Origin of the sequence: Flavobacterium terrae (genome assembly GCF_900142035.1) — a bacterium.
GTDB classification, from domain to species: domain Bacteria; phylum Bacteroidota; class Bacteroidia; order Flavobacteriales; family Flavobacteriaceae; genus Flavobacterium; species Flavobacterium terrae.
The window spans coordinates 200,211-219,326 of the sequence record NZ_FQZI01000003.1 but is presented as its reverse complement, the minus strand read 5'-3'; the positions used below and the strand labels follow the sequence as shown (position 1 = coordinate 219,326).

Below are 19,116 nucleotides of genomic sequence, written 5' to 3'. Positions count from 1 at the left end.
CTACCACTAACTTTACGTGGTAGTTTTTTTATTGAATAAACCCCAAATCCATGAAAAACACTTTATTTATTTTTACTTTTTTTGTGAGCTTATTTCAAGCTAATGCACAATTAACGGTACCTAAAGAAACTTTTACTCGTCGTGATACCTTGCAAGGAGGATTAAGACCAGAGCGAACAAGTTTTGATGTATTGCATTATGATTTGAATATTAAAATTAGCCCTAATCAAAAACACATTGTTGGTTATAATGATATAACATTTAAAGTTGTAGAGAATACTTCAAAAATTCAAATAGATTTATTTGAAAATATGAATGTTGATAGTATTATTTATAATGACAAAAAGTTAGATTACAAGAGAGAAGAATTAGCCACTTTTATTCATTTTCCTCAAGAACTTCAAAAGGATACACAAAGTGTGATTCGTTTTTATTATTCTGGTAATCCTGTAATTGCTAAAAGAGCACCATGGGATGGTGGTTTTGTGTTTAGTAAAGATAAAGATGGAAAACCATGGGTTGGTGTAGCTTGTCAAGGTTTTGGAGCTAGTTGTTGGTTTCCAGTGAAGGATTCACAAAGTGACGAACCAGATAATGGAGCAACAATTAAAGTTGCCGTTCCTAATGGTTTGATGAACGTATCAAATGGACGATTCATGGGAATGGAAAATCTAAAAAATGGATACACTCGCTGGGATTGGGAAGTAAAAAATCCTATAAATACCTATGATATTACTGTTAATATTGCCGACTATGTTCATATACATGACAATCACAAAGGATTAGATTTGGATTATTATGTTTTAAGAGCTAATGAGAAAAAAGCTAGGAAACATTTTGAGGAAGTAAAACCTATGATGGATTGTTTTCAAGAGAAATTTGGAAAATATCCTTTTAGTGACGATGGGTATAAATTAGTAGAAACTCCATATTTAGGAATGGAGCATCAAAGCGCTGTTGCTTATGGGAATCATTATATGAAAGGTTACATGGGGAATGATTTGTCTGGTACAGGTGTAGGTACACTTTTCGATTATATTATCATACATGAATCTGGTCATGAATGGTTTGGTAACAGTATTACAAGTAAAGATATTGCAGACATGTGGATTCATGAAGGGTTTACTATGTACTCAGAAATAGTTTATATTGAATGTCAGTATGGATATGATAAAGCCATGCAGTATGCTTATGGTTTACGTAATGCAGTTACTAATGATAGACCAATAATAGGACATTATGGTGTAAATAAAGAGGGTAGTGGTGATATGTATCCTAAAGGAGCATTAATGATAAATACAATCCGTCATATTGTTGATAATGATTCAAAATGGTGGAGAATGCTTTTGAAATACTCTGAAACATTTAAAAAGCAAATTATAAAAACACAAGATGTTATTGATTTTTTCAATAAAGAATCTGGTAGAGATTTGACTCCAATTTTCGATCAATATCTTCGTTACACATCAATTCCTGAACTAGAATTTAGAAAAAGCGGAAAAGTGATTGAATATAAATGGAATGCGGAAGCTCCAAATTTTGTTATGCCAATTGATGTGATGATTAAAGGGAAAAAGATTCGATTAGAAGCCAGTACTTCTTGGAAAGTCTTCACAGAAAGTGTAAAATCGATTAATGACATTCAGCCTATAAAAACTGATTTTTATATAAAATACTGATTTGTAGTAGGTTATTTTTGTAATCTTTATTAAATTAGATAACTAATTTTAAACTGAAGCATTATGGAAACCGTTAAAAGTTTAAACAAATGGGCTAACGCTCATACGTATTATTCATTAGATATTTTGCGAATTATTGTTGGTGTTTTTCTTTTTTGGAAAGGAGTATCCTTTATAACAAACACTGAATATTATAATCAACTTGCAGATCCTATCAAAAATTTAGGAGGAGGGATGTTAATTGTGCATTACGTTGTAGCTGCACACATGATGGGAGGAATAATGATTATAGTTGGTTTGCTTACTCGCTGGGCAATTATGGCACAGTTACCAATTTTGCTTGGGGCTTTTCTAGTTAATTTTATTGGAGAAATGAATGTAGGAAATATGATATTATCATTTTTACTTTTTGCAATTTGTATTTTCTTTCTTTTCTATGGAAGTGGTAAACACTCAGCAGATTATTATTTTAAGATGCAACAGTAAAAAAGTAAAAATATATGAATAAAAAAGAGCCATTAAAAATGGCTCTTTTTTATTATTTAGCTGGTGCTATATTTGACCAGTTAATTCCTCTTTTGATTCTCAAAAGCTGAGTTTCTGAAACTTTATATCTTTTGGCTAATTTTCGTAAAGGTACATCTTCATTAATTTGTTTCTTAATAAGCATTACTTGATGAATTGTTAGTTTTGATCGAGTAATTCTTACAGGCCTATTAATATTAGCAATTGCTTTAGCTTTAATTACGTATGGACTATTTTGTTGATGTTTGATATTTTCATCACTAGTCATCCACTTTAAATTTGAATGATGATTATTTAATTTATCAAAATCAAGATGAGCTACAAATTTATGCTCGTTTGTTGGTTTTTCAACAAAAGAAATAGCTACTAATCTATGTACTAAAGTTCCAAAAATATGTCTGCGATTATTTTCTATTTTTCTATATTTCTTTTGATATGTTTTTTTGAACGAATCAAGTAAATTTTCTTTAATTTCTATTTCTTTTAATATTCTATAATAATCTGCATTTTTACCATCACATTCTTTTAATTGTTTGTTAAGTGCTCTAATTTCATTTTTAAAATCTAAAATTTTATTCCTGGCATCAAATAAATATTCTTTGTCAGATTCACTTTGGTCACTAAAAACACTTAAATTAAAAGAAGGATACCCTTCAGTTAAAGAAGGCTTTATAGAAATTTCTAAATTAGTTTCAAGAGTTAATTTTCTCAAGTTTCCATAGTTGGAAACAAATAGTTTGAATTTTTCTTTAAAAGGAGATTTTAACTCAACTTCTTTCCAAATTTCTTCGTCATAATATCTTTTTAAATACATAGAAAAACTATTAATTAAACAATTTAACTTTCTTTTTGTCCCATCATCATAAGATAAGCTTTCAAGAAGTCATCTAGGTTTCCATTCATTACGCCTTCAACATCACTAGTTTCATGTTGCGTTCTTACATCTTTAATTAACTTATAAGGATGCATAACGTAGTTGCGTATTTGTGAGCCCCATTCAATTTTCATTTTATTAGCCTCAATATCAGCTCTTTGTTCCATACGTTTTTTTAACTCGATTTCATACAATTGAGAACGTAGCATTTGCATTGCTCTTTGTCTATTATCTTGTTGAGATCTTGTTTCAGAACATTGAATTTGAATTCCTGTTGGCTTATGATATAATTGAACTTTTGTTTCTACCTTGTTTACATTTTGACCACCAGCACCACTAGAACGCGATGTTGTGATTTCTATATCAGCAGGGTTAATATCAATTTCGATACTATCATCAACTAATGGATAAACATATACAGAAGCGAACGAAGTGTGTCTTTTTGCATTACTATCAAAAGGCGAAATTCTTACTAAGCGATGTACACCATTTTCGCCTTTTAAGTAACCAAAAGAATAATCTCCTTCAAATTCTAGAGTCACCGTTTTAATACCAGCTACATCTCCTTCTTGAAAGTTTAATTCTTTTACTTTATAACCATTTTTCTCACCCCACATTAAATACATACGCATAAGCATACTTGCCCAATCACAACTTTCTGTACCTCCAGCGCCAGCGGTAATTTGGAGCACAGCGCTCATACTATCTCCCTCATCAGAAAGCATGTTTTTAAATTCAATATTTTCTATGTGAGAATTAGTTGCTTCGTATAATTCGTCAAGTTCAGTTTCGCTTAGATCTCCTTCTTTGAAAAAGTCATAGGCTATTTGAAGTTCGTCTGATAGATTAATAGCTTTTTCATAATCTTCAACCCATTTTTTCTTTGAGCGAAGGTTTTTTACAATTACTTCAGCTTCTTTTGCATTATTCCAAAAATCAGGAGCAAAAGTTTTCTCTTCTTCGTTAGCAATTTCGATTAATTTGGCATCAATGTCAAAGATACCTCCTCAACGCACCAAGGCGTTCTACAATACCTTTAATTTGGTCGGCATTTGTCATAATAATTTTATACTTTTGATTTCTATTTTTTAGGTTTTTATACGTATTTCTATAATTAGCCGTTACGGTTTAAAAGTGATATGTTTGAAATACTTGGGAAAGATACTAAAAATATTTTTTCTCCCCAAAAATAGTGAGTTCAGAACAATTTAATTCTTACAAATAGATTGATTTTTTATCAATATGGAAATAAACCTGGTAAGTGATACCGTAACCAAGCCTACACAAGAAATGTTGCACGCTATGTTTAGCGCAAAAGTAGGAGATGATGTTTATAAACAAGACCCCTCAGTAAATGCTTTAGAAGAAAAAGTCGCTACTATTTTTGGAATGGAAGCTGCATTGTTTTTTCCTTCGGGAACAATGGCAAATCAAACAGCAATAAAGCTACATACAAATCCTGGCGACCAAGTTATATGTGACAAATGGTCGCATATATATCATTATGAAGGTGGTGGAGCTTCTTTTAATAGCGGAGTTTCATGTAATTTAGTTGATGGAACTAGAGGGATGATTAATGCTTCTATAGTAAAAAATTCGATTAACGATCCTGAGTTTTACCATGCCCCTTTGAGCAAATTAGTTAGTATTGAAAATACTACAAATAAAGGAGGTGGAGCTTGTTATGAAATAGAAACATTAGCAGAAATAAAACAAGTTTGTGTTCAAAATAATTTGAAGTATCATTTAGATGGTGCTCGAATTTGGAATGCTTTAGTGGCAAAACGTCAATCACCAAGACAATTTGGACAATTGTTCGATACCATTTCTGTCTGTTTAAGTAAAGGACTTGGAGCGCCTGTTGGATCAGTTTTGATTTCTGATGCTAAAACAATTAAAAAAGCATTAAGAGTAAGAAAAATTCTTGGAGGAGGAATGCGTCAAGCAGGATATCTTGCTGCGGCTGGAATTTATGCTTTAGACCATCATGTAGGGCGTTTAGAAGATGATCACAGGCGAGCAAAAGAATTAGCTCATATTTTACAGCAGTTGCCTTGGGTAGCCTCAGTAGAACCTGTTGAGACTAATATTTTAATTTTTTCTGTACAAAGTTATTTGAATGAAAAAGTAATAATCGATAAGCTAAAAGAAAAAGGAATTCATATCAGTTCTATGGGGCATGGTAAACTTCGTATAGTTACTCACTTAGATTATCGCCAAGTTATGCATGAATATGTAATGAATATCTTGCCTAAAATTGCAATGTAATTTATAAAGCGATTATAAATAAAAACCCGAAGTAATAAGCTTCGGGTTTTTATTTATTTGAATAAACCATCCATTCCAGGAATGTTAGGCATCCCTTCTTTTGCAACTGCACCTAACTCTGCTTCATGAACATTAGTTGCTTTTTCGATAGCTTTGTTTAATACTAATATTAAATAGTCTTCTAATTGTTCTTTATCTTCAAGCAAAGAATCATCGATAGAAATAGATTTGATTTTTCGGTTTGCTGTTAAAGTGGTTTTTAATAAACCATCTGAGCTTTGTTCGTCAACTAAAACAAAATCAAGTCTTTTTTTAGTTTCTTCTACTTTTTGCTGGGTCTCTTTTAGCTTACCCATCATACCCATAATATCTCCAAACATTGTAATAATTTTTTAATTCCAGGACAAAAATACTAAATTGCCATGCACAAACACAACAAACTATTATGAATAAATTAGTTAAAATAAGCTTGGTAAGTCTTATTTTTGCATCTTCAATTAATAAAATAACTGCTCAATATAAAATGTCAAAAAATATACAGCCACCCATTGCTAAAATAATTCCACACACATTAGAAAAACATAATGATATAAGAATAGATAATTATTATTGGCTAAATGATCGAGATAATAAAGAAGTTATAGATTATTTAAATGCTGAAAATAAGTATTATGAAGAAATGACTGCTCACACAAAAGATTTTCAAAATAGTTTGTTTGCAGAGATGAAATCTAGAATCAAAGAAGATGATCAATCTGTTCCTTATTTGTATAACGGATATTATTATATCTCTAAGTTTATAACTGGCGGGGATTATCCTATTTATTCAAGAAAAAAAGGAAGTTTAGATGCTCAAGAAGAAATTATGTTTGATTGTAATGAATTGGCAAAAAATCATGCATATTTTCAATTGTCTGGAGTGAGTGTAAGTCCTAACAATAAGTTTGCAACTTTTGGAGTAGACTTAGTCAGCAGAAGAATTTATACTATTCAAGTTAAAAATTTAGAAACAGGTGAAATTCTTTCAGATAAAATAGAAAATTGTACGGGAGGTTCAGTTTGGGCAAATGACAATGAGACTATTTTTTATGTTACTAAAGATCCTGTAACACTTCGATCAGATAAAGTTTTCCGTCATAAATTAGGAACAAATACTTCTGAAGACGTTTTAGTCTTTGAAGAGAAAGATGATACTTTTAGTGTTTTCATTTACAAAGAGAAGTCTAAAAAATATATTGTCATTGGATCTCAAAGTACAATGACTACAGAATATCAAATAGTTGAAGCAGATTCTCCCAATGATTCTTTTAAAGTATTTCAAAAAAGGACAAGAGGTTTAGAGTATAGTATTTCGCATTATAACGACAGTTTTTATATTTTGACCAATAAGGATAAGGCGACTAACTTCAAGTTGATGAAGACTCCTGAAAATAGTACTTCAAAAGAAAATTGGAAAGATCTAATTCCTCACAGAGATAACGTTTTGTTAGAAGATATCGAAATTTTTAAGGATTATTTGGTTGTAGAAGAGCGAGATAACGGATTAACCAAGTTACGAATTATGCCTTGGAATGGAGAAGGGGAGTATTATCTTCCATTTGAAAGTGAAACCTATACAGCATATACTTCAACGAATGTAGACTTTGACACGGATATATTGCGTTATGGTTACCAGTCTTTAACAACACCTTCATCTATCATTGATTTTAATATGAAGGATAAGACTAAAGAAATTAAGAAAGAGCAAGAAGTTTTAGGAGGTAAATTTGACAAGAATAATTACGAAGAGAAAAGAATTTGGGCTACTGCTCAGGATGGAGTAAAGGTTCCTGTCTCTTTAGTGTATCGAAAAGGAATTAAATTGGACGGAAACAATCCTTTGTTACAATATGCTTACGGTTCTTACGGTTATTCAATGGATTGTACTTTTTCAACTACACGTTTAAGTTTGTTGGATAGAGGATTTATTTATGCGATTGCACACATTCGTGGTGGAGAAGATTTAGGAAGACCTTGGTATGAGGACGGAAAATTATTAAAAAAGAAAAATACTTTTACAGATTTTATTGATTGTTCTAAATTTTTGATTGATCAAAAATATACATCTCCACAACATTTATATGCTGAAGGAGGTTCTGCTGGAGGACTTTTAATGGGAGCTGTAATAAATATGGCACCACATTTGTATAATGGGGTTATAGCGGCTGTACCTTTTGTAGATGTTGTAACTACTATGTTAGATGAATCTATTCCTTTAACAACTGGTGAGTATGACGAATGGGGAAATCCAAACGAAAAAAAATATTATAATTATATGAAGTCATATTCTCCTTATGATAATATTGTAGAGCAAGAGTATCCTAATATGTTAGTAACTACAGGATTACATGATTCTCAGGTGCAATATTGGGAACCAGCGAAGTGGGTTGCTAAACTTAGGACTTTGAAAAGTAATAAAAAACTATTATATTTAGATACTAATATGGATACTGGACATGGCGGTGCTTCCGGAAGGTTTGAAGCCTTAAAAGAAGTCGCTAAAGAGTTTTCTTTTTTATTAGATTTAGAAGGAATTAAACATTAATAAAATTTTTTTTATAGATTTGCAAAGTTTTGGTGTTGTTAAAATCCCAAAATAAAAAGCCTCGATTATAAAATATATGGGACAAGATATACAAGCTTACAATAATGTATTGGAATTAATAGGGAATACTCCGCTAATTAAAATCAATAAGATTACTGAAGAAATTAAAGGAAATTTTTATGCCAAGGTAGAAGCCTTTAATCCTGGTCACTCTACAAAAGACCGTATCGCATTATACATTATTGAGGAAGCTGAAAGACAAGGAATCATCAAGCCAGGAGATACTATTATTGAAACTACATCTGGTAATACAGGATTTAGTTTAGCAATGGTAAGTATCATTAAAGGATATGAATGTATTCTTGCGGTTAGTTCAAAATCATCTCCAGACAAAATAGATATGCTACGCAGTATGGGAGCTAAGGTCTATGTTTGTCCAGCCCACGTTTCTGCAGATGACGAAAGATCATATTACAATGTTGCCAAAAGATTACATGAAGAAACTAAGGGTTCAGTATATATCAATCAATACTTTAACGAGTTAAATATTGAGGCACATTACAAAACAACAGGCCCTGAGATTTGGGATCAAACCAATGGAAAAGTAACACATGTTGTGGCTTGTACAGGTACAGGAGGAACATTATCAGGTGCTGCTAAATTTTTAAAAGAGAAAAATCCAAATATTAGAATTTTAGGTGTTGATGCTTATGGATCGGTATTAAAAAAATACCATGAAACAAGAGAATTTGATGCTGAAGAAATTTATCCATATAGAATCGAAGGATTAGGTAAGAATTTAATTCCTACTGCTACAGATTTCGATTTGATAGATAAGTTTGTTAAAGTCACTGATGAAGATAGTGCTCACATGACACGTAATATTGCAAAGACCGAAGGTTTATTTGTAGGTTATACATCTGGAGCAGTTATGCAAGCTATCAAGCAATATGCAGAAGAAGGTGAGTTTGACGAAAATAGTAATGTGATAGCTATTTTTCCTGATCACGGCTCTAGATACATGAGTAAAGTATTTAGTGATGAGTGGATGAATGCTCAAGGATTTTTTGATAGTGTAAATGCTGAAGAAGCTCAAAAAATTGAATTTATAAAATAGTATAATTTCCTTATAAAAAAAACTTCGAATCAACGATTCGGAGTTTTTTTTATGTAAATAATTTTGTTATTATTTCTGTACAAGAAATTTCTCGGTAGTTATTTTATCAGATTTATTATTGTAAGTTTCTAAGATAAAGTTTCCTTCAGAGTCAAAATAACCAACAGAGAACTTATTTTTATTATAGTAAATATAGTTGTTGTTTGATGTTTTTCTCATTTTTCCACGTGGTTTATTTTTATCAGTATACATGGTGTATGATTCTCCATCTTCAGATTTTAATTGGTATTTCATACCATCAAGCATGTAATATGTAGATTTTTCAATATCTACAACTTTTGCTACACCATTATGGTTTACTGTAGTTGTGCTAGTTACTTCAACAGGATTATTAGCCATTGGAATATTTTTAGAATCTGATCGTTCTTTTTCAACTTCGACTCCTACTTTTTGCACTTCTTTTGTAACTTCCGATTTAACTAATCTTTTTTCACCATCAGAATCTTTAATGGTTGTTACTGTTGTCTTTACTTCTGTTTGTAAGTTTTTGTTCTGCGCTTGGATATTTAATGTAAATACTACTGCAAGCATTCCTAAAATTGTAGTTTTCATAACTTTGTTGTTTTTGTTATTATACATTACAAATTTAGATTCGGCACAGGCAAAACGCTTTACATGATTTCTATTAAGAATTATATAATTCTCATATAAATAAAAAAACTCCTGAATTTTCAGGAGTTTTTAATATATAATTGGATAAATTATTCTTGCATTGTATGGAAAACGTTCATTACGTCGTCATCCTCTTCAATTTTTTCTAATAACTTCTCAACATCAGCAACTTGCTCAGCTGTTAGTTCTTTAGTGATTTGTGGAATTCTTTCAAAACCTGATGACAAAACTTCTATACCACGGTTTTCTAATTCTTTTTGAATAGCACCAAAACTTTCAAAAGGAGCATACATTACAATTCCATCTTCGTCAGCGAAAATTTCTTCTACTCCAAAATCAATCATTTCTAATTCTAATTCTTCAACATCTTGTCCTTCAGCTGGAATTCTAAAGTTACATGTATGATCAAACATAAATTCAACAGAACCTTGTGTGCCTAATTGTCCATTACATTTGTTGAAATAACTTCTTATGTTGGCAACAGTTCTATTATTGTTATCAGTAGCAGTTTCGATTAAAATTGCAATTCCATGAGGTGCATATCCTTCGAACAATACTTCTTTATAGTTTGCTGTATCTTTATCTGATGCTTTTTTTATCGCACGATCAACATTGTCTTTTGGCATGTTGGCAGCTTTTGCATTTTGTATTACTGCTCTTAAACGTGAGTTAGTTTCAGGATTTGGACCTCCTTCTTTAACTGCCATTACAATATCTTTACCAATTTTTGTAAACGTTTTTGCCATTGCTGACCAACGCTTCATTTTACGTGCTTTTCTAAATTCGAACGCTCTTCCCATTTCTAAGAATATATTTTAGTTTCTAAGTTTCTATAAATTAGAGTGCAAAAATAAAACTATTAATGCATTTTGCCAAAAAAGGAGGTTCTTTAGAGCCTCCTTTTGAAATTATTTTTTGTAGAATGGTAATTTAACCACTTTAGCAGCAATGTCTTTATTTCTGATTCTAATGAAAATTTCAGAATCTACTGTTGAAAATGCTGTTGGAACATACCCTAATCCAATACCTTTATTCATTGAAGGTGATTGAGTACCAGAGGTAACAATTCCTATAATATTTCCATTAGCATCAACAATTTCATAATCGTGACGAGGAATTCCTCTTTCTATTAATTCAAAAGCAACTAGTTTACGAGTAACTCCTTCTTCTTTTTGTTTCTTAAGATTAACTGAATTAGTAAACTCTTTGTCAAATTTTGTAATCCAACCTAAGCCAGCTTCTAATGGTGAAGTTGTATCATTGATATCGTTTCCGTATAAACAGAAGCCCATTTCTAAACGTAATGTATCACGAGCTGCTAAACCAATTGGTTTGATTCCGAAAGCAGCACCAGCTTCAAAAACTCTAGCCCAGATAGTTGCCGCATCTTCATTTTTGAAATAAATTTCAAATCCTCCAGAACCTGTATAACCTGTAGCCGAAACAATCACATCGTTTACACCAGCAAATTCTCCAATTTGGAATGAATAATAAGGCATGTTAACTAAATCAATAGACGTTAGCGATTGCATAGCTTCAGCAGCTTTAGGGCCTTGAATTGCTAATAACGAATATGCATCAGAGTTATCAATCATTTCAACTCCTAAGTCGTTGTGAGATGAAATCCAATTCCAGTCTTTTTCAATGTTTGAAGCATTTACAACCAACATATAGTGATTGTCAGCAATTTTGTATACAATTAAATCATCAACAATTCCGCCTTCGTTATTTGGCAGGCATGAGTATTGTGCTTTTCCATCAACTAATTTTGAAGCATCGTTAGAAGTTACTTTCTGAATTAAAGCTAAAGCATTTTCACCTTTCAAAAAGAATTCTCCCATATGTGAAACATCAAAAACTCCCACGCCATTACGAACAGTTTCATGTTCTATGTTAACTCCTTCGTATTGAACAGGCATATTGTAACCTGCAAATGGAACCATTTTAGCTCCTAAACTTTCGTGAATGTGCGTTAATGCTGTATTTTTCATATTGTGTTGTAAAATTATTTTCGAGCGCTAATGTACCTATTTTTTATCGAGTTGCAAAGTGGTTAAAAAAGGAAATTAGGATAGTAAATAATCTTTAAGTTGATCATATGTGGCAATTTGAATACTCTTTTTTTCTTTATTCATTATACTTTCAATTTGTTCTGGTACTGCTAAATTGATTTGTAAAGTTGATTCTACAATTTCTGAAAATTTAATTGGATGGGCGGTTTCTAGAAATACACCAATTGAATCAGATTTCTTTTTCAATTCTTCTTGAAGTCCTAAGTAGCCAATTGCGCCATGTGGCTCAGATACATAGTGATAGTTTTTGTATAAAAGTTGCATAGCATCTTTTGTTTCTTCGTCAGTAAAAGAATAGGCTGAAAAATCTTTTTTAAAAGTATTTAAATCATGATTATATAATTCCTGGATTCTGATAAAATTACTCGGATTACTTACATCCATAGCATTAGATATTGTAGCAATAGTCTGTTTTGGTTGAAACTCTCCATGAACAAGAAATCTTGGAACGGTATCATTAGCATTGGTGGCTGCAATGAAATGAGAAATGGGTAAGCCAAGTTTTTTTGCTAATATTCCAGCACACAGATTTCCGAAATTACCACTTGGACAAGATAATACAATTGATTTGTTATGTTTTTTTAATTCGCGATAAGCAAAGAAAAAATAAAACATTTGCGGAAGCCAACGCGCAATATTTATAGAATTTGCAGAAGTTAAATTTTTATACTTCAAATCAATATCTGAAAAAGCTTTTTTCACCATTGCTTGACAATCGTCAAAAGTACCATTTACTTTAAGCGCAGAAATGTTTTCTCCAAGTGTTGTTAATTGCAATTCCTGAAAATCACTTACTTTTCCACTAGGGTAAAGAATTACTACATTGACATTTTCTGTATTAAAAAAACCATTGGCGACCGCACCGCCAGTGTCTCCGGAAGTAGCAACTAAAATAGTTGTTGTTTTTGCATTATGCTGATTGAAATAACTTAAGCATCGAGACATAAATCGCGCACCAACGTCTTTAAACGCCATAGTAGGTCCGTGAAATAACTCGAGGGAATAACAGGTTTCGTTAATTAGAACAATCGGAAATTCAAAGCATAAGGTTTCTTTAATAATTTGTTTTAAATTGGTTTCAGGAATTTCATCTCCTATGAATTGCTGTATTGCTGCAAAAGCGATTTCTTCATTACTTAGCTGTTCAATAGTCTCGAAAAAAGAGTAGGGAAGTGGTGTTATTTTTTTAGGAAAGTACAAACCATTATCAGGAGCCAAACTGCTAATTAAAGCTTTCTGAAAAGTAACTTTATGCTGTTTTTTATTTAGACTGTAATACTTCATTTTTTTATTTTCTTAGTTGATAATACGAATACCTTGTGAATCGATTTTTGAAATATGAATTTCAAAAGGTATATTGGTTTTTGAGTATATATCTTTCATTATAACAGCAATATTATTAGCTATTTTAATTCCTTTATTTAAAGTAAAAATTGATGGTCCTGAACCCGAAATCCCACATCCTAAAGCATTGTTTTTCAAAGCGCTATTCTTAACTAAATCAAAGTTAGGAATAAATGGACTTCGCAGTGGTTCTACAATTTCATCGTGTAAAGAACGCTTTATAAGCTCATAATCTTCGGTGTATAATCCAGCAATTAATCCTCCAAGATTTCCCCATTGAGTGATAGCACTTTTTAGAGTGATTTCTGGTTTTAAAACAGCGCGCATTTCTGAAGTTTTCAATTCAATTTGAGGATGAACAACCGTAACATATAACTCGGCAGGACTTTCAATTCGAATCACATCCAATGGATTGTAACCACGAACTAGAGTAAATCCGCCCAAAAGAGCCGGAGCAACATTGTCTGCATGCTCACTGCCACTAGCTAAAGCTTCTCCTTTCATAGCAAATTCCACCAATTCTTTTCTAGAATAGGGCTGACCTAGTAACTCATTAATTCCAAAAACGGCACCAGCAGCACTAGCCGCAGAACTTCCGATTCCGCTACCGGCTTTAATTTTTTTATGAATTTCAATGTCGAAGCCAAAGTCGATATCAAGATCTTTGAGGAGCGCTAAGGCGGCAACACCTGCAACATTTTTCTCTGTTTCAAATGGTAAATCAGCTCCGGTTATTTTGGTGATTCGTATGCCTTTTTTTGACGATTTATGAATAATCATTTCATCGCCTATGGTGCTCAAACAGAGTCCTAAAACGTCAAATCCACAACAAATATTAGCTACTGTTGCAGGGCAAAATAGTTTTATTTTGTTCATTTTTTTAAATTTAGTTGTTTCCAATTCTAATTACATCTGCAAAAATTCCTGAAGCTGTGACTGCAGCACCTGCTCCAGCTCCTTTTATCAATAACGGTTGATCGCTATAACGGTCAGTATAAAACAAAACGATGTTATCTTTGCCTTCTAAATTGTAAAAAGGGTGCTCTTTATTAATAAGTTGTAAACCAACTTTAGCTTTACCGGTTTCAAATTCAGCAACATATTTTAATCGACAGTTTTGAGTTACGGCTTGTTGGTACAAATCATTAAAATGAGATTCGTGTTTTTTTAGATTGCTAAAAAATTCTGATATGGATTTGGCATTCAAAACTTCTTTGGGTAAAAAGGATTCATTTTGAATTTGATCGATTTCCATTTCATAACCACTTTCTCGAATCAGAATTAAAATTTTACGCATTACATCAATTCCACTTAAATCAATTTTCGGGTCAGGTTCAGTGTAGCCTTCAATTCCAGCTTGTTTTACCACATCATGAAAGCTATAATCGCTATCGAAATTATTGAAAATAAAATTCAAACTTCCAGATAAAACCGCTTGGATTTTATGAACTTTATCACCAGATGCAACTAAGTTTTTGAGTGTGTCAATAATTGGTAAACCAGCACCCACATTAGTTTCAAATAAAAAAGGAGCATTGTATTTTTTAGAAAGTAATTTTAAGTTCTTGTAATTTTCATAATTAGAAGAGCATGCAATTTTGTTGCAAGTCACTACCGAAATATTTTGTTTTAAGAATCTGTCATAAACTGCTGCAATATTTTCATTTGCAGTATTATCTATAAAAATACTGTTGCGTAAATTTAGTTGTTCTGCAATGGAAATGAATTTATTAATGCATGCTTTTTCTCCATTTTCTAGAACTTCTTTCCAGTTCTCAAGCGAAATACCGTCTTCGTTAAAATGCATTTTTTGGGAATTGGAAAGTGCAATCACCCGAACGTTTAACTTAAGATTGTCTTTCAAGTATTTTCTTTGCTGCTGGATTTGCTCAATAAATTTACTACCAACATTGCCTACACCCCCAATGAAAAGATTGACTTGCTTAACTTGATCTTCAAAGAATTTTTCATGTAAAGTGTTGAGTGCTTTTTTTACATCTTTATTGTTGATAACTGCCGAAATATTACGCTCGGAAGCGCCTTGTGCAATGGCTCTAATGTTCACATTATTTTTACCTAAAGCACTAAACATTTTACCACTCAATCCTTGATGGCTTTTCATATTTTCCCCAACAATGGCAATGATGCTTAATCCGGTTTCAACTAAGGCCGGCTTAATTTTAAATAGTTTTATTTCATAAGCAAATTCTTCATTTATGGCTTGTTTTGCTTTTTGAGCTTCATTTTCAGTAATGCCAATGCAAATGGAATGTTCTGAAGAAGCTTGAGTGATAAAAACAATGTTTATTTTTTCCTTTGCAATGGCACCGAAGAGTCTTTTAGAAGCACCGTAAATGCCAATCAATCCAGTACCTTCTAAAGTAATCAAAGCAATATTATCGATATGACTTATGCCTTTCACAGGATTAAGATTTGGAAAATTTTCACTAGAAATAAGTGTTCCTTGAGCTTCAGGTTCAAAAGTGTTTTTAATTAGAATCGGAATGTTTTTGTTTAAAACGGGCTGAATAGTGGGTGCATACAAAACTTTGGCTCCAAAATGAGACAATTCCATCGCTTCTTTATAGGAAATATTCGTGATTGGTTTGGCTTGTTTTACAACTTTTGGATTAGCTGTAAACATTCCGCTTACATCAGTCCAAATTTCTAGCCTTTCTGCATCTAGAGCAGCAGCAATAATGGCCGCAGTGTAATCGGAACCACCTCTACCTAAAGTAGTAGTATCTCCGTTACTGTCTTCTGCAATAAAACCTGGAAGTATTGTTATTTCCGCTTGATTTTTATCAAAATAATATTGAATAGAATAATCAGTAATTTCGAAATTGACACTAGCATTTCCGTAATTAGAATCAGAAGTTAGTAGCCTTCGACTGTCTATGTAACTTACTTTTTTGCAAACATGTTTAAGCTTTTCGTAAATTATTTTAGAAGCAAGAAGTTCTCCATAGGAAAGTAATACATCTTTTGATTTGTTTGAAATTTCACCAAGAAGGAAACATCCTTCTAATATATTACTAATATGTAAAAAAGATTGATCTATATAAGTAAAAATCTCTTTTTGATTCTCTTGTTTTAGAAGATCATTAGCAGTTTGAAGATGCCTTTTTTTAATTTCTTCTAATTCTATTTTATAGCTCATGTCTTTATTTTGAGCCTTGATTAAAGCATTTATTAATGCATCTGTTATTCCTCCTAAAGCAGATACAATAACTATTTTTTTGCCTGGAATATTATTGATTACAGAAATGCATTGTAATATGTTTTGAGGGTTGGCAACCGAAGTTCCACCAAACTTTAAAACTTTCATGATAAATATATTTTAGTAAATCTGATTGTTTTATTGTGACAACAGATTTTAATTTGATTAATAGAATAAGTGAGTTGAAAAAACAACTAGTAGCGTGTAAAAAAATACACGTATACAAAAGGATTATATGAAATGATTATACCCCTAGAGGGGTAGTTGTAGTAGTTGTTGATGTAACTGTAGCAAAAAACGCAACCGAAGAATTGGTTGTAGTTTTAATGCTATATCCGTTATTGTTAATCAACATAATACAAATCTACATTTTTTTGTTATTCAAAATCATTTTTTATAAAATAAATTTTAAAATGTATTTCTTAAATTTATGTGATGAAAAAGTATGTTAATGTAGATATTGAACTAGTTAAAAGTAAATTTAGACCTATTGAAAAAAAGGCTCATAAAGGAATTCAAGGTCACGCCTTAATTATCGGTGGTAGCTATGGAAAAATAGGATCTGTTAGTCTTTCTTCAAAGGCTTGTTTGAAATCGGGAGCTGGATTGGTTACTGCATATATTCCTAAATGTGGTTATGATATTATACAAGTTCTAAACCCTGAAGTTATGGTTATTACAGATGAATGTCATGATTATATAACGTCAGTTTATCATAATTTATCAATTCAATCTATTGGAATAGGAATGGGCATGGGTGTTCATAAAGAAACACAACAAGCTTTTCTTCAGTTTTTAAAAATGAATGATTTGCCAATGGTAATTGATGCAGATGGATTAAATATACTTTCGGAAAACAAATCTTGGCTAGAAAATTTAGCTTCAAAAGCAGTTTTAACTCCTCATAGAAAGGAATTGGAGCGTTTAATTGGTAATTGGAGTACAGAAGAGGAAATGATTGAAAAGGTTAAATCGTTTTCAAATGATTATGATATTGTCATTGTTGTAAAAGGAGCGCCAACGATGATTGTGTACAAAACCATGGTTTATATAAACTCAACAGGAAATCAAGCTTTAGCTACTGCTGGGAGTGGTGATGTTTTAACTGGAATAATCACAGGTTTACTAGCGCAAGGATATGAAGAGGTTGATGCTTCTATTTTAGGGGTTTATCTACATGGTTTAACAGCTGACTTAGCAGTACCTGAGACGGGTTGTAATTCATTTACAGCTTCAGATATAATACATTATTTAGGGAAAGCATTTTTGACTTTAGAGAAATAAAAAAGGCTGTTAAAAACAGCCTTTTTTATTATTTAATTCCTAATTCTTCAAACTTCGCAACTAATTTAGGATCAGATGGGCGAGGAGCATCTGCAGAAACAATGTTTCCATTTGGATCAACTAAAATGAATCTTGGTATTCCTTCTATAGCATAATCAGTTACAAATTTTGAATTCCAATCATTATCTGCAAAAAGTTGTATTCCTCCGAGTTTTTTCTCTTCCACAAATTTTCTCCATTTTTCGTAGTCTTTTTTTGCATCAATTGATAAACTAACAAACTCAATGTTTTTACCATGATAGTCTTCTTCAATTTTTTGTAAACTTGGAATTTCTTTTCTGCATGGTCCACACCAAGTTGCCCAAACATCTATATAAACATATTTTCCTTTTAAACTTTCTAATGATGTTTTACCACCTTTAAAGTTTTCATATTCAAATGTTGGAGAAGCTTTTCCAACTGCCATTGTTTTAATTTTATTATATTTTGCAGTTAGAGATTCTTTAAGTTTATTATTATCAGAAAGTGCCATGATTTCATTATAAAGCATTTCAGAATCTGGATTTCCAGCAATAACTTCGTAAGCTAAATTTTGAACTAAAGCATTTTTAATTGATTTACTTTTGATTTTTTTAATTTCTGGTAAAGCTACTTTGTATGTGTACTCGTCTCCACTTTCTATCTTTGAAGTTAAATAGTTGTTGAAATTAGCATTTACTAATTGTTTGTAATGACTAGAGAAACGATAATCAACTTCATTGTCATAATTTATTAAAGGATCCACTTTTGGAAAGTTATCAGAAGTTTTAAAACCTTCTTTTTTCGCATAGTGTGAGTGATATCTTTCGTAAACTAAAATTTGCAATTGCTCAAAATAATCTAAACTTTTCTTTTCGTTTTCTTTAAAAGATTTGTCTAATAATCTAGTATTGTTTAATAGTGTTAATATGTTGTTTTTCATTTCTTTAATTCTATTTAAATAAAGTGATTCTTCATTTGAATAAAATTCCTGTGGGTTAGACATTTCTTTGATTAAAATAGCACTTTTTTGTTGCCAATAATTATTTTCAGCACTTCCTGTACCTTCAAATTTGATGGTATTGTAGAAGTTTGCATCATCTGCCGAAATATTTAACTTGCTGTTTTTTGTTAAATACATCGCAGCACGATTATTTTTTGTTGCTATTAAGTAGACACCATCATATTCAATTGGTAAAGTTGTAGAAAATGTTCCATCAGGTTTTAGAGCAATTTCTTTCTCAAACAATTCACCTCTAACAATAAGCTTATCAGTAGATGAATTTGTTATTTTCCCAGTAAGCGGTATGGTTTCTGTCGAAAACGCTAAAAAATTAGTAAGTATTAAAACTAAACTATAAATACTCTGTTTCATAAGTTGGTTGTTATTTTTAAGATTCTCAAATGTACTGAAACGATTTAAAAATTAATCATAAAGAAATACTAATATTAACTTGTT

Annotated in this window: 16 protein-coding genes; 6 read left to right on the top strand and 10 right to left on the bottom strand. The window is 31.5% G+C overall.

What is annotated here, in order from left to right; genetic code table 11:
- Positions 1-50 precede the first annotated feature (50 nt).
- Both BUC09_RS09005 and BUC09_RS09000 read left to right on the top strand, forming a co-directional pair.
- A complete protein-coding gene (locus BUC09_RS09005; RefSeq protein WP_073310770.1) occupies positions 51-1,679 on the top strand; it encodes a M1 family metallopeptidase in 1,629 nt (542 codons plus the stop codon).
- Positions 1,680-1,742: 63 nt separating this feature from the next.
- On the top strand, positions 1,743-2,165 hold the full coding sequence (locus BUC09_RS09000) for a DoxX family protein (RefSeq protein ID WP_073310768.1): 423 nt from the start codon (positions 1,743-1,745) through the stop codon (positions 2,163-2,165).
- A 52-nt stretch (positions 2,166-2,217) separates the two neighbouring features.
- Here the strand turns inward: BUC09_RS09000 and BUC09_RS08995 are convergent, their stop codons facing one another.
- Positions 2,218-3,018, bottom strand: a complete 801-nt coding sequence (locus BUC09_RS08995) for an HNH endonuclease family protein (protein WP_073310767.1) — start codon at positions 3,016-3,018, stop codon at positions 2,218-2,220.
- A 23-nt stretch (positions 3,019-3,041) separates the two neighbouring features.
- Positions 3,042-4,137, bottom strand: a protein-coding gene (gene prfB, locus BUC09_RS08990; RefSeq protein ID WP_143161895.1) for a peptide chain release factor 2 whose coding sequence is annotated in 2 segments (ribosomal slippage) — positions 3,042-4,073 and positions 4,075-4,137 — 1,095 coding nt in all. Because the reading frame shifts where the segments join, the coding sequence is not laid out codon by codon here.
- Positions 4,138-4,320: 183 nt separating this feature from the next.
- On the opposite strand from prfB, the gene BUC09_RS08985 reads away from it, so the two are divergent.
- Positions 4,321-5,346 carry a threonine aldolase family protein gene (locus BUC09_RS08985; RefSeq protein ID WP_073310764.1) on the top strand — a complete coding sequence of 342 codons (1,026 nt, stop codon included), beginning with the start codon at positions 4,321-4,323 and terminating at the stop codon, positions 5,344-5,346.
- Positions 5,347-5,399: 53 nt separating this feature from the next.
- Here the strand turns inward: BUC09_RS08985 and BUC09_RS08980 are convergent, their stop codons facing one another.
- Entirely contained in the window at positions 5,400-5,726 is a 327-nt protein-coding gene (locus tag BUC09_RS08980; RefSeq protein WP_073310762.1) for a YbaB/EbfC family nucleoid-associated protein, read from the bottom strand.
- Positions 5,727-5,791: 65 nt separating this feature from the next.
- Between BUC09_RS08980 and BUC09_RS08975 the strand changes: the two genes are divergently transcribed.
- The gene (locus BUC09_RS08975) at positions 5,792-7,930 is read left to right on the top strand and encodes a S9 family peptidase (protein WP_073310760.1); all 2,139 of its coding nucleotides are present in this window, start codon (positions 5,792-5,794) and stop codon (positions 7,928-7,930) included.
- A gap of 76 nt (positions 7,931-8,006) precedes the next feature.
- Positions 8,007-9,047: a cysteate synthase gene (locus BUC09_RS08970; RefSeq protein WP_073310758.1), complete on the top strand. Its 1,041-nt coding sequence runs from the start codon at positions 8,007-8,009 to the stop codon at positions 9,045-9,047.
- Between the two features lie 69 nt (positions 9,048-9,116).
- Here BUC09_RS08970 and BUC09_RS08965 read toward each other — a convergent pair whose 3' ends face one another.
- The 6 genes from BUC09_RS08965 to thrA form a co-directional block, all read right to left on the bottom strand.
- Positions 9,117-9,659, bottom strand: a complete 543-nt coding sequence (locus BUC09_RS08965; RefSeq protein ID WP_073311314.1) for a hypothetical protein — start codon at positions 9,657-9,659, stop codon at positions 9,117-9,119.
- 149 nt (positions 9,660-9,808) lie between these two features.
- Positions 9,809-10,519 (bottom strand): YebC/PmpR family DNA-binding transcriptional regulator, encoded by a 711-nt coding sequence (locus tag BUC09_RS08960; RefSeq protein ID WP_073310756.1) that lies wholly within the window; start codon positions 10,517-10,519, stop codon positions 9,809-9,811.
- 108 nt (positions 10,520-10,627) lie between these two features.
- Positions 10,628-11,710: a glycine cleavage system aminomethyltransferase GcvT gene (gcvT, locus tag BUC09_RS08955; RefSeq protein WP_073310754.1), complete on the bottom strand. Its 1,083-nt coding sequence runs from the start codon at positions 11,708-11,710 to the stop codon at positions 10,628-10,630.
- A 75-nt stretch (positions 11,711-11,785) separates the two neighbouring features.
- Positions 11,786-13,075, bottom strand: coding sequence for a threonine synthase (gene thrC / locus BUC09_RS08950; protein ID WP_073310752.1), 1,290 nt, complete (start codon positions 13,073-13,075; stop codon positions 11,786-11,788).
- A 12-nt stretch (positions 13,076-13,087) separates the two neighbouring features.
- Positions 13,088-14,011, bottom strand: coding sequence for a homoserine kinase (locus BUC09_RS08945; RefSeq protein ID WP_073311313.1), 924 nt, complete (start codon positions 14,009-14,011; stop codon positions 13,088-13,090).
- 10 nt (positions 14,012-14,021) lie between these two features.
- Positions 14,022-16,463, bottom strand: coding sequence for a bifunctional aspartate kinase/homoserine dehydrogenase I (thrA, locus tag BUC09_RS08940; RefSeq protein ID WP_073310751.1), 2,442 nt, complete (start codon positions 16,461-16,463; stop codon positions 14,022-14,024).
- Between the two features lie 327 nt (positions 16,464-16,790).
- Between thrA and BUC09_RS08935 the strand changes: the two genes are divergently transcribed.
- Positions 16,791-17,639, top strand: a complete 849-nt coding sequence (locus BUC09_RS08935) for an NAD(P)H-hydrate dehydratase (protein WP_073310749.1) — start codon at positions 16,791-16,793, stop codon at positions 17,637-17,639.
- Between the two features lie 28 nt (positions 17,640-17,667).
- Here the strand turns inward: BUC09_RS08935 and BUC09_RS08930 are convergent, their stop codons facing one another.
- Positions 17,668-19,032, bottom strand: coding sequence for a TlpA family protein disulfide reductase (locus BUC09_RS08930; RefSeq protein WP_073310747.1), 1,365 nt, complete (start codon positions 19,030-19,032; stop codon positions 17,668-17,670).
- Between the last annotated feature and the right edge of the window lie 84 nt (positions 19,033-19,116).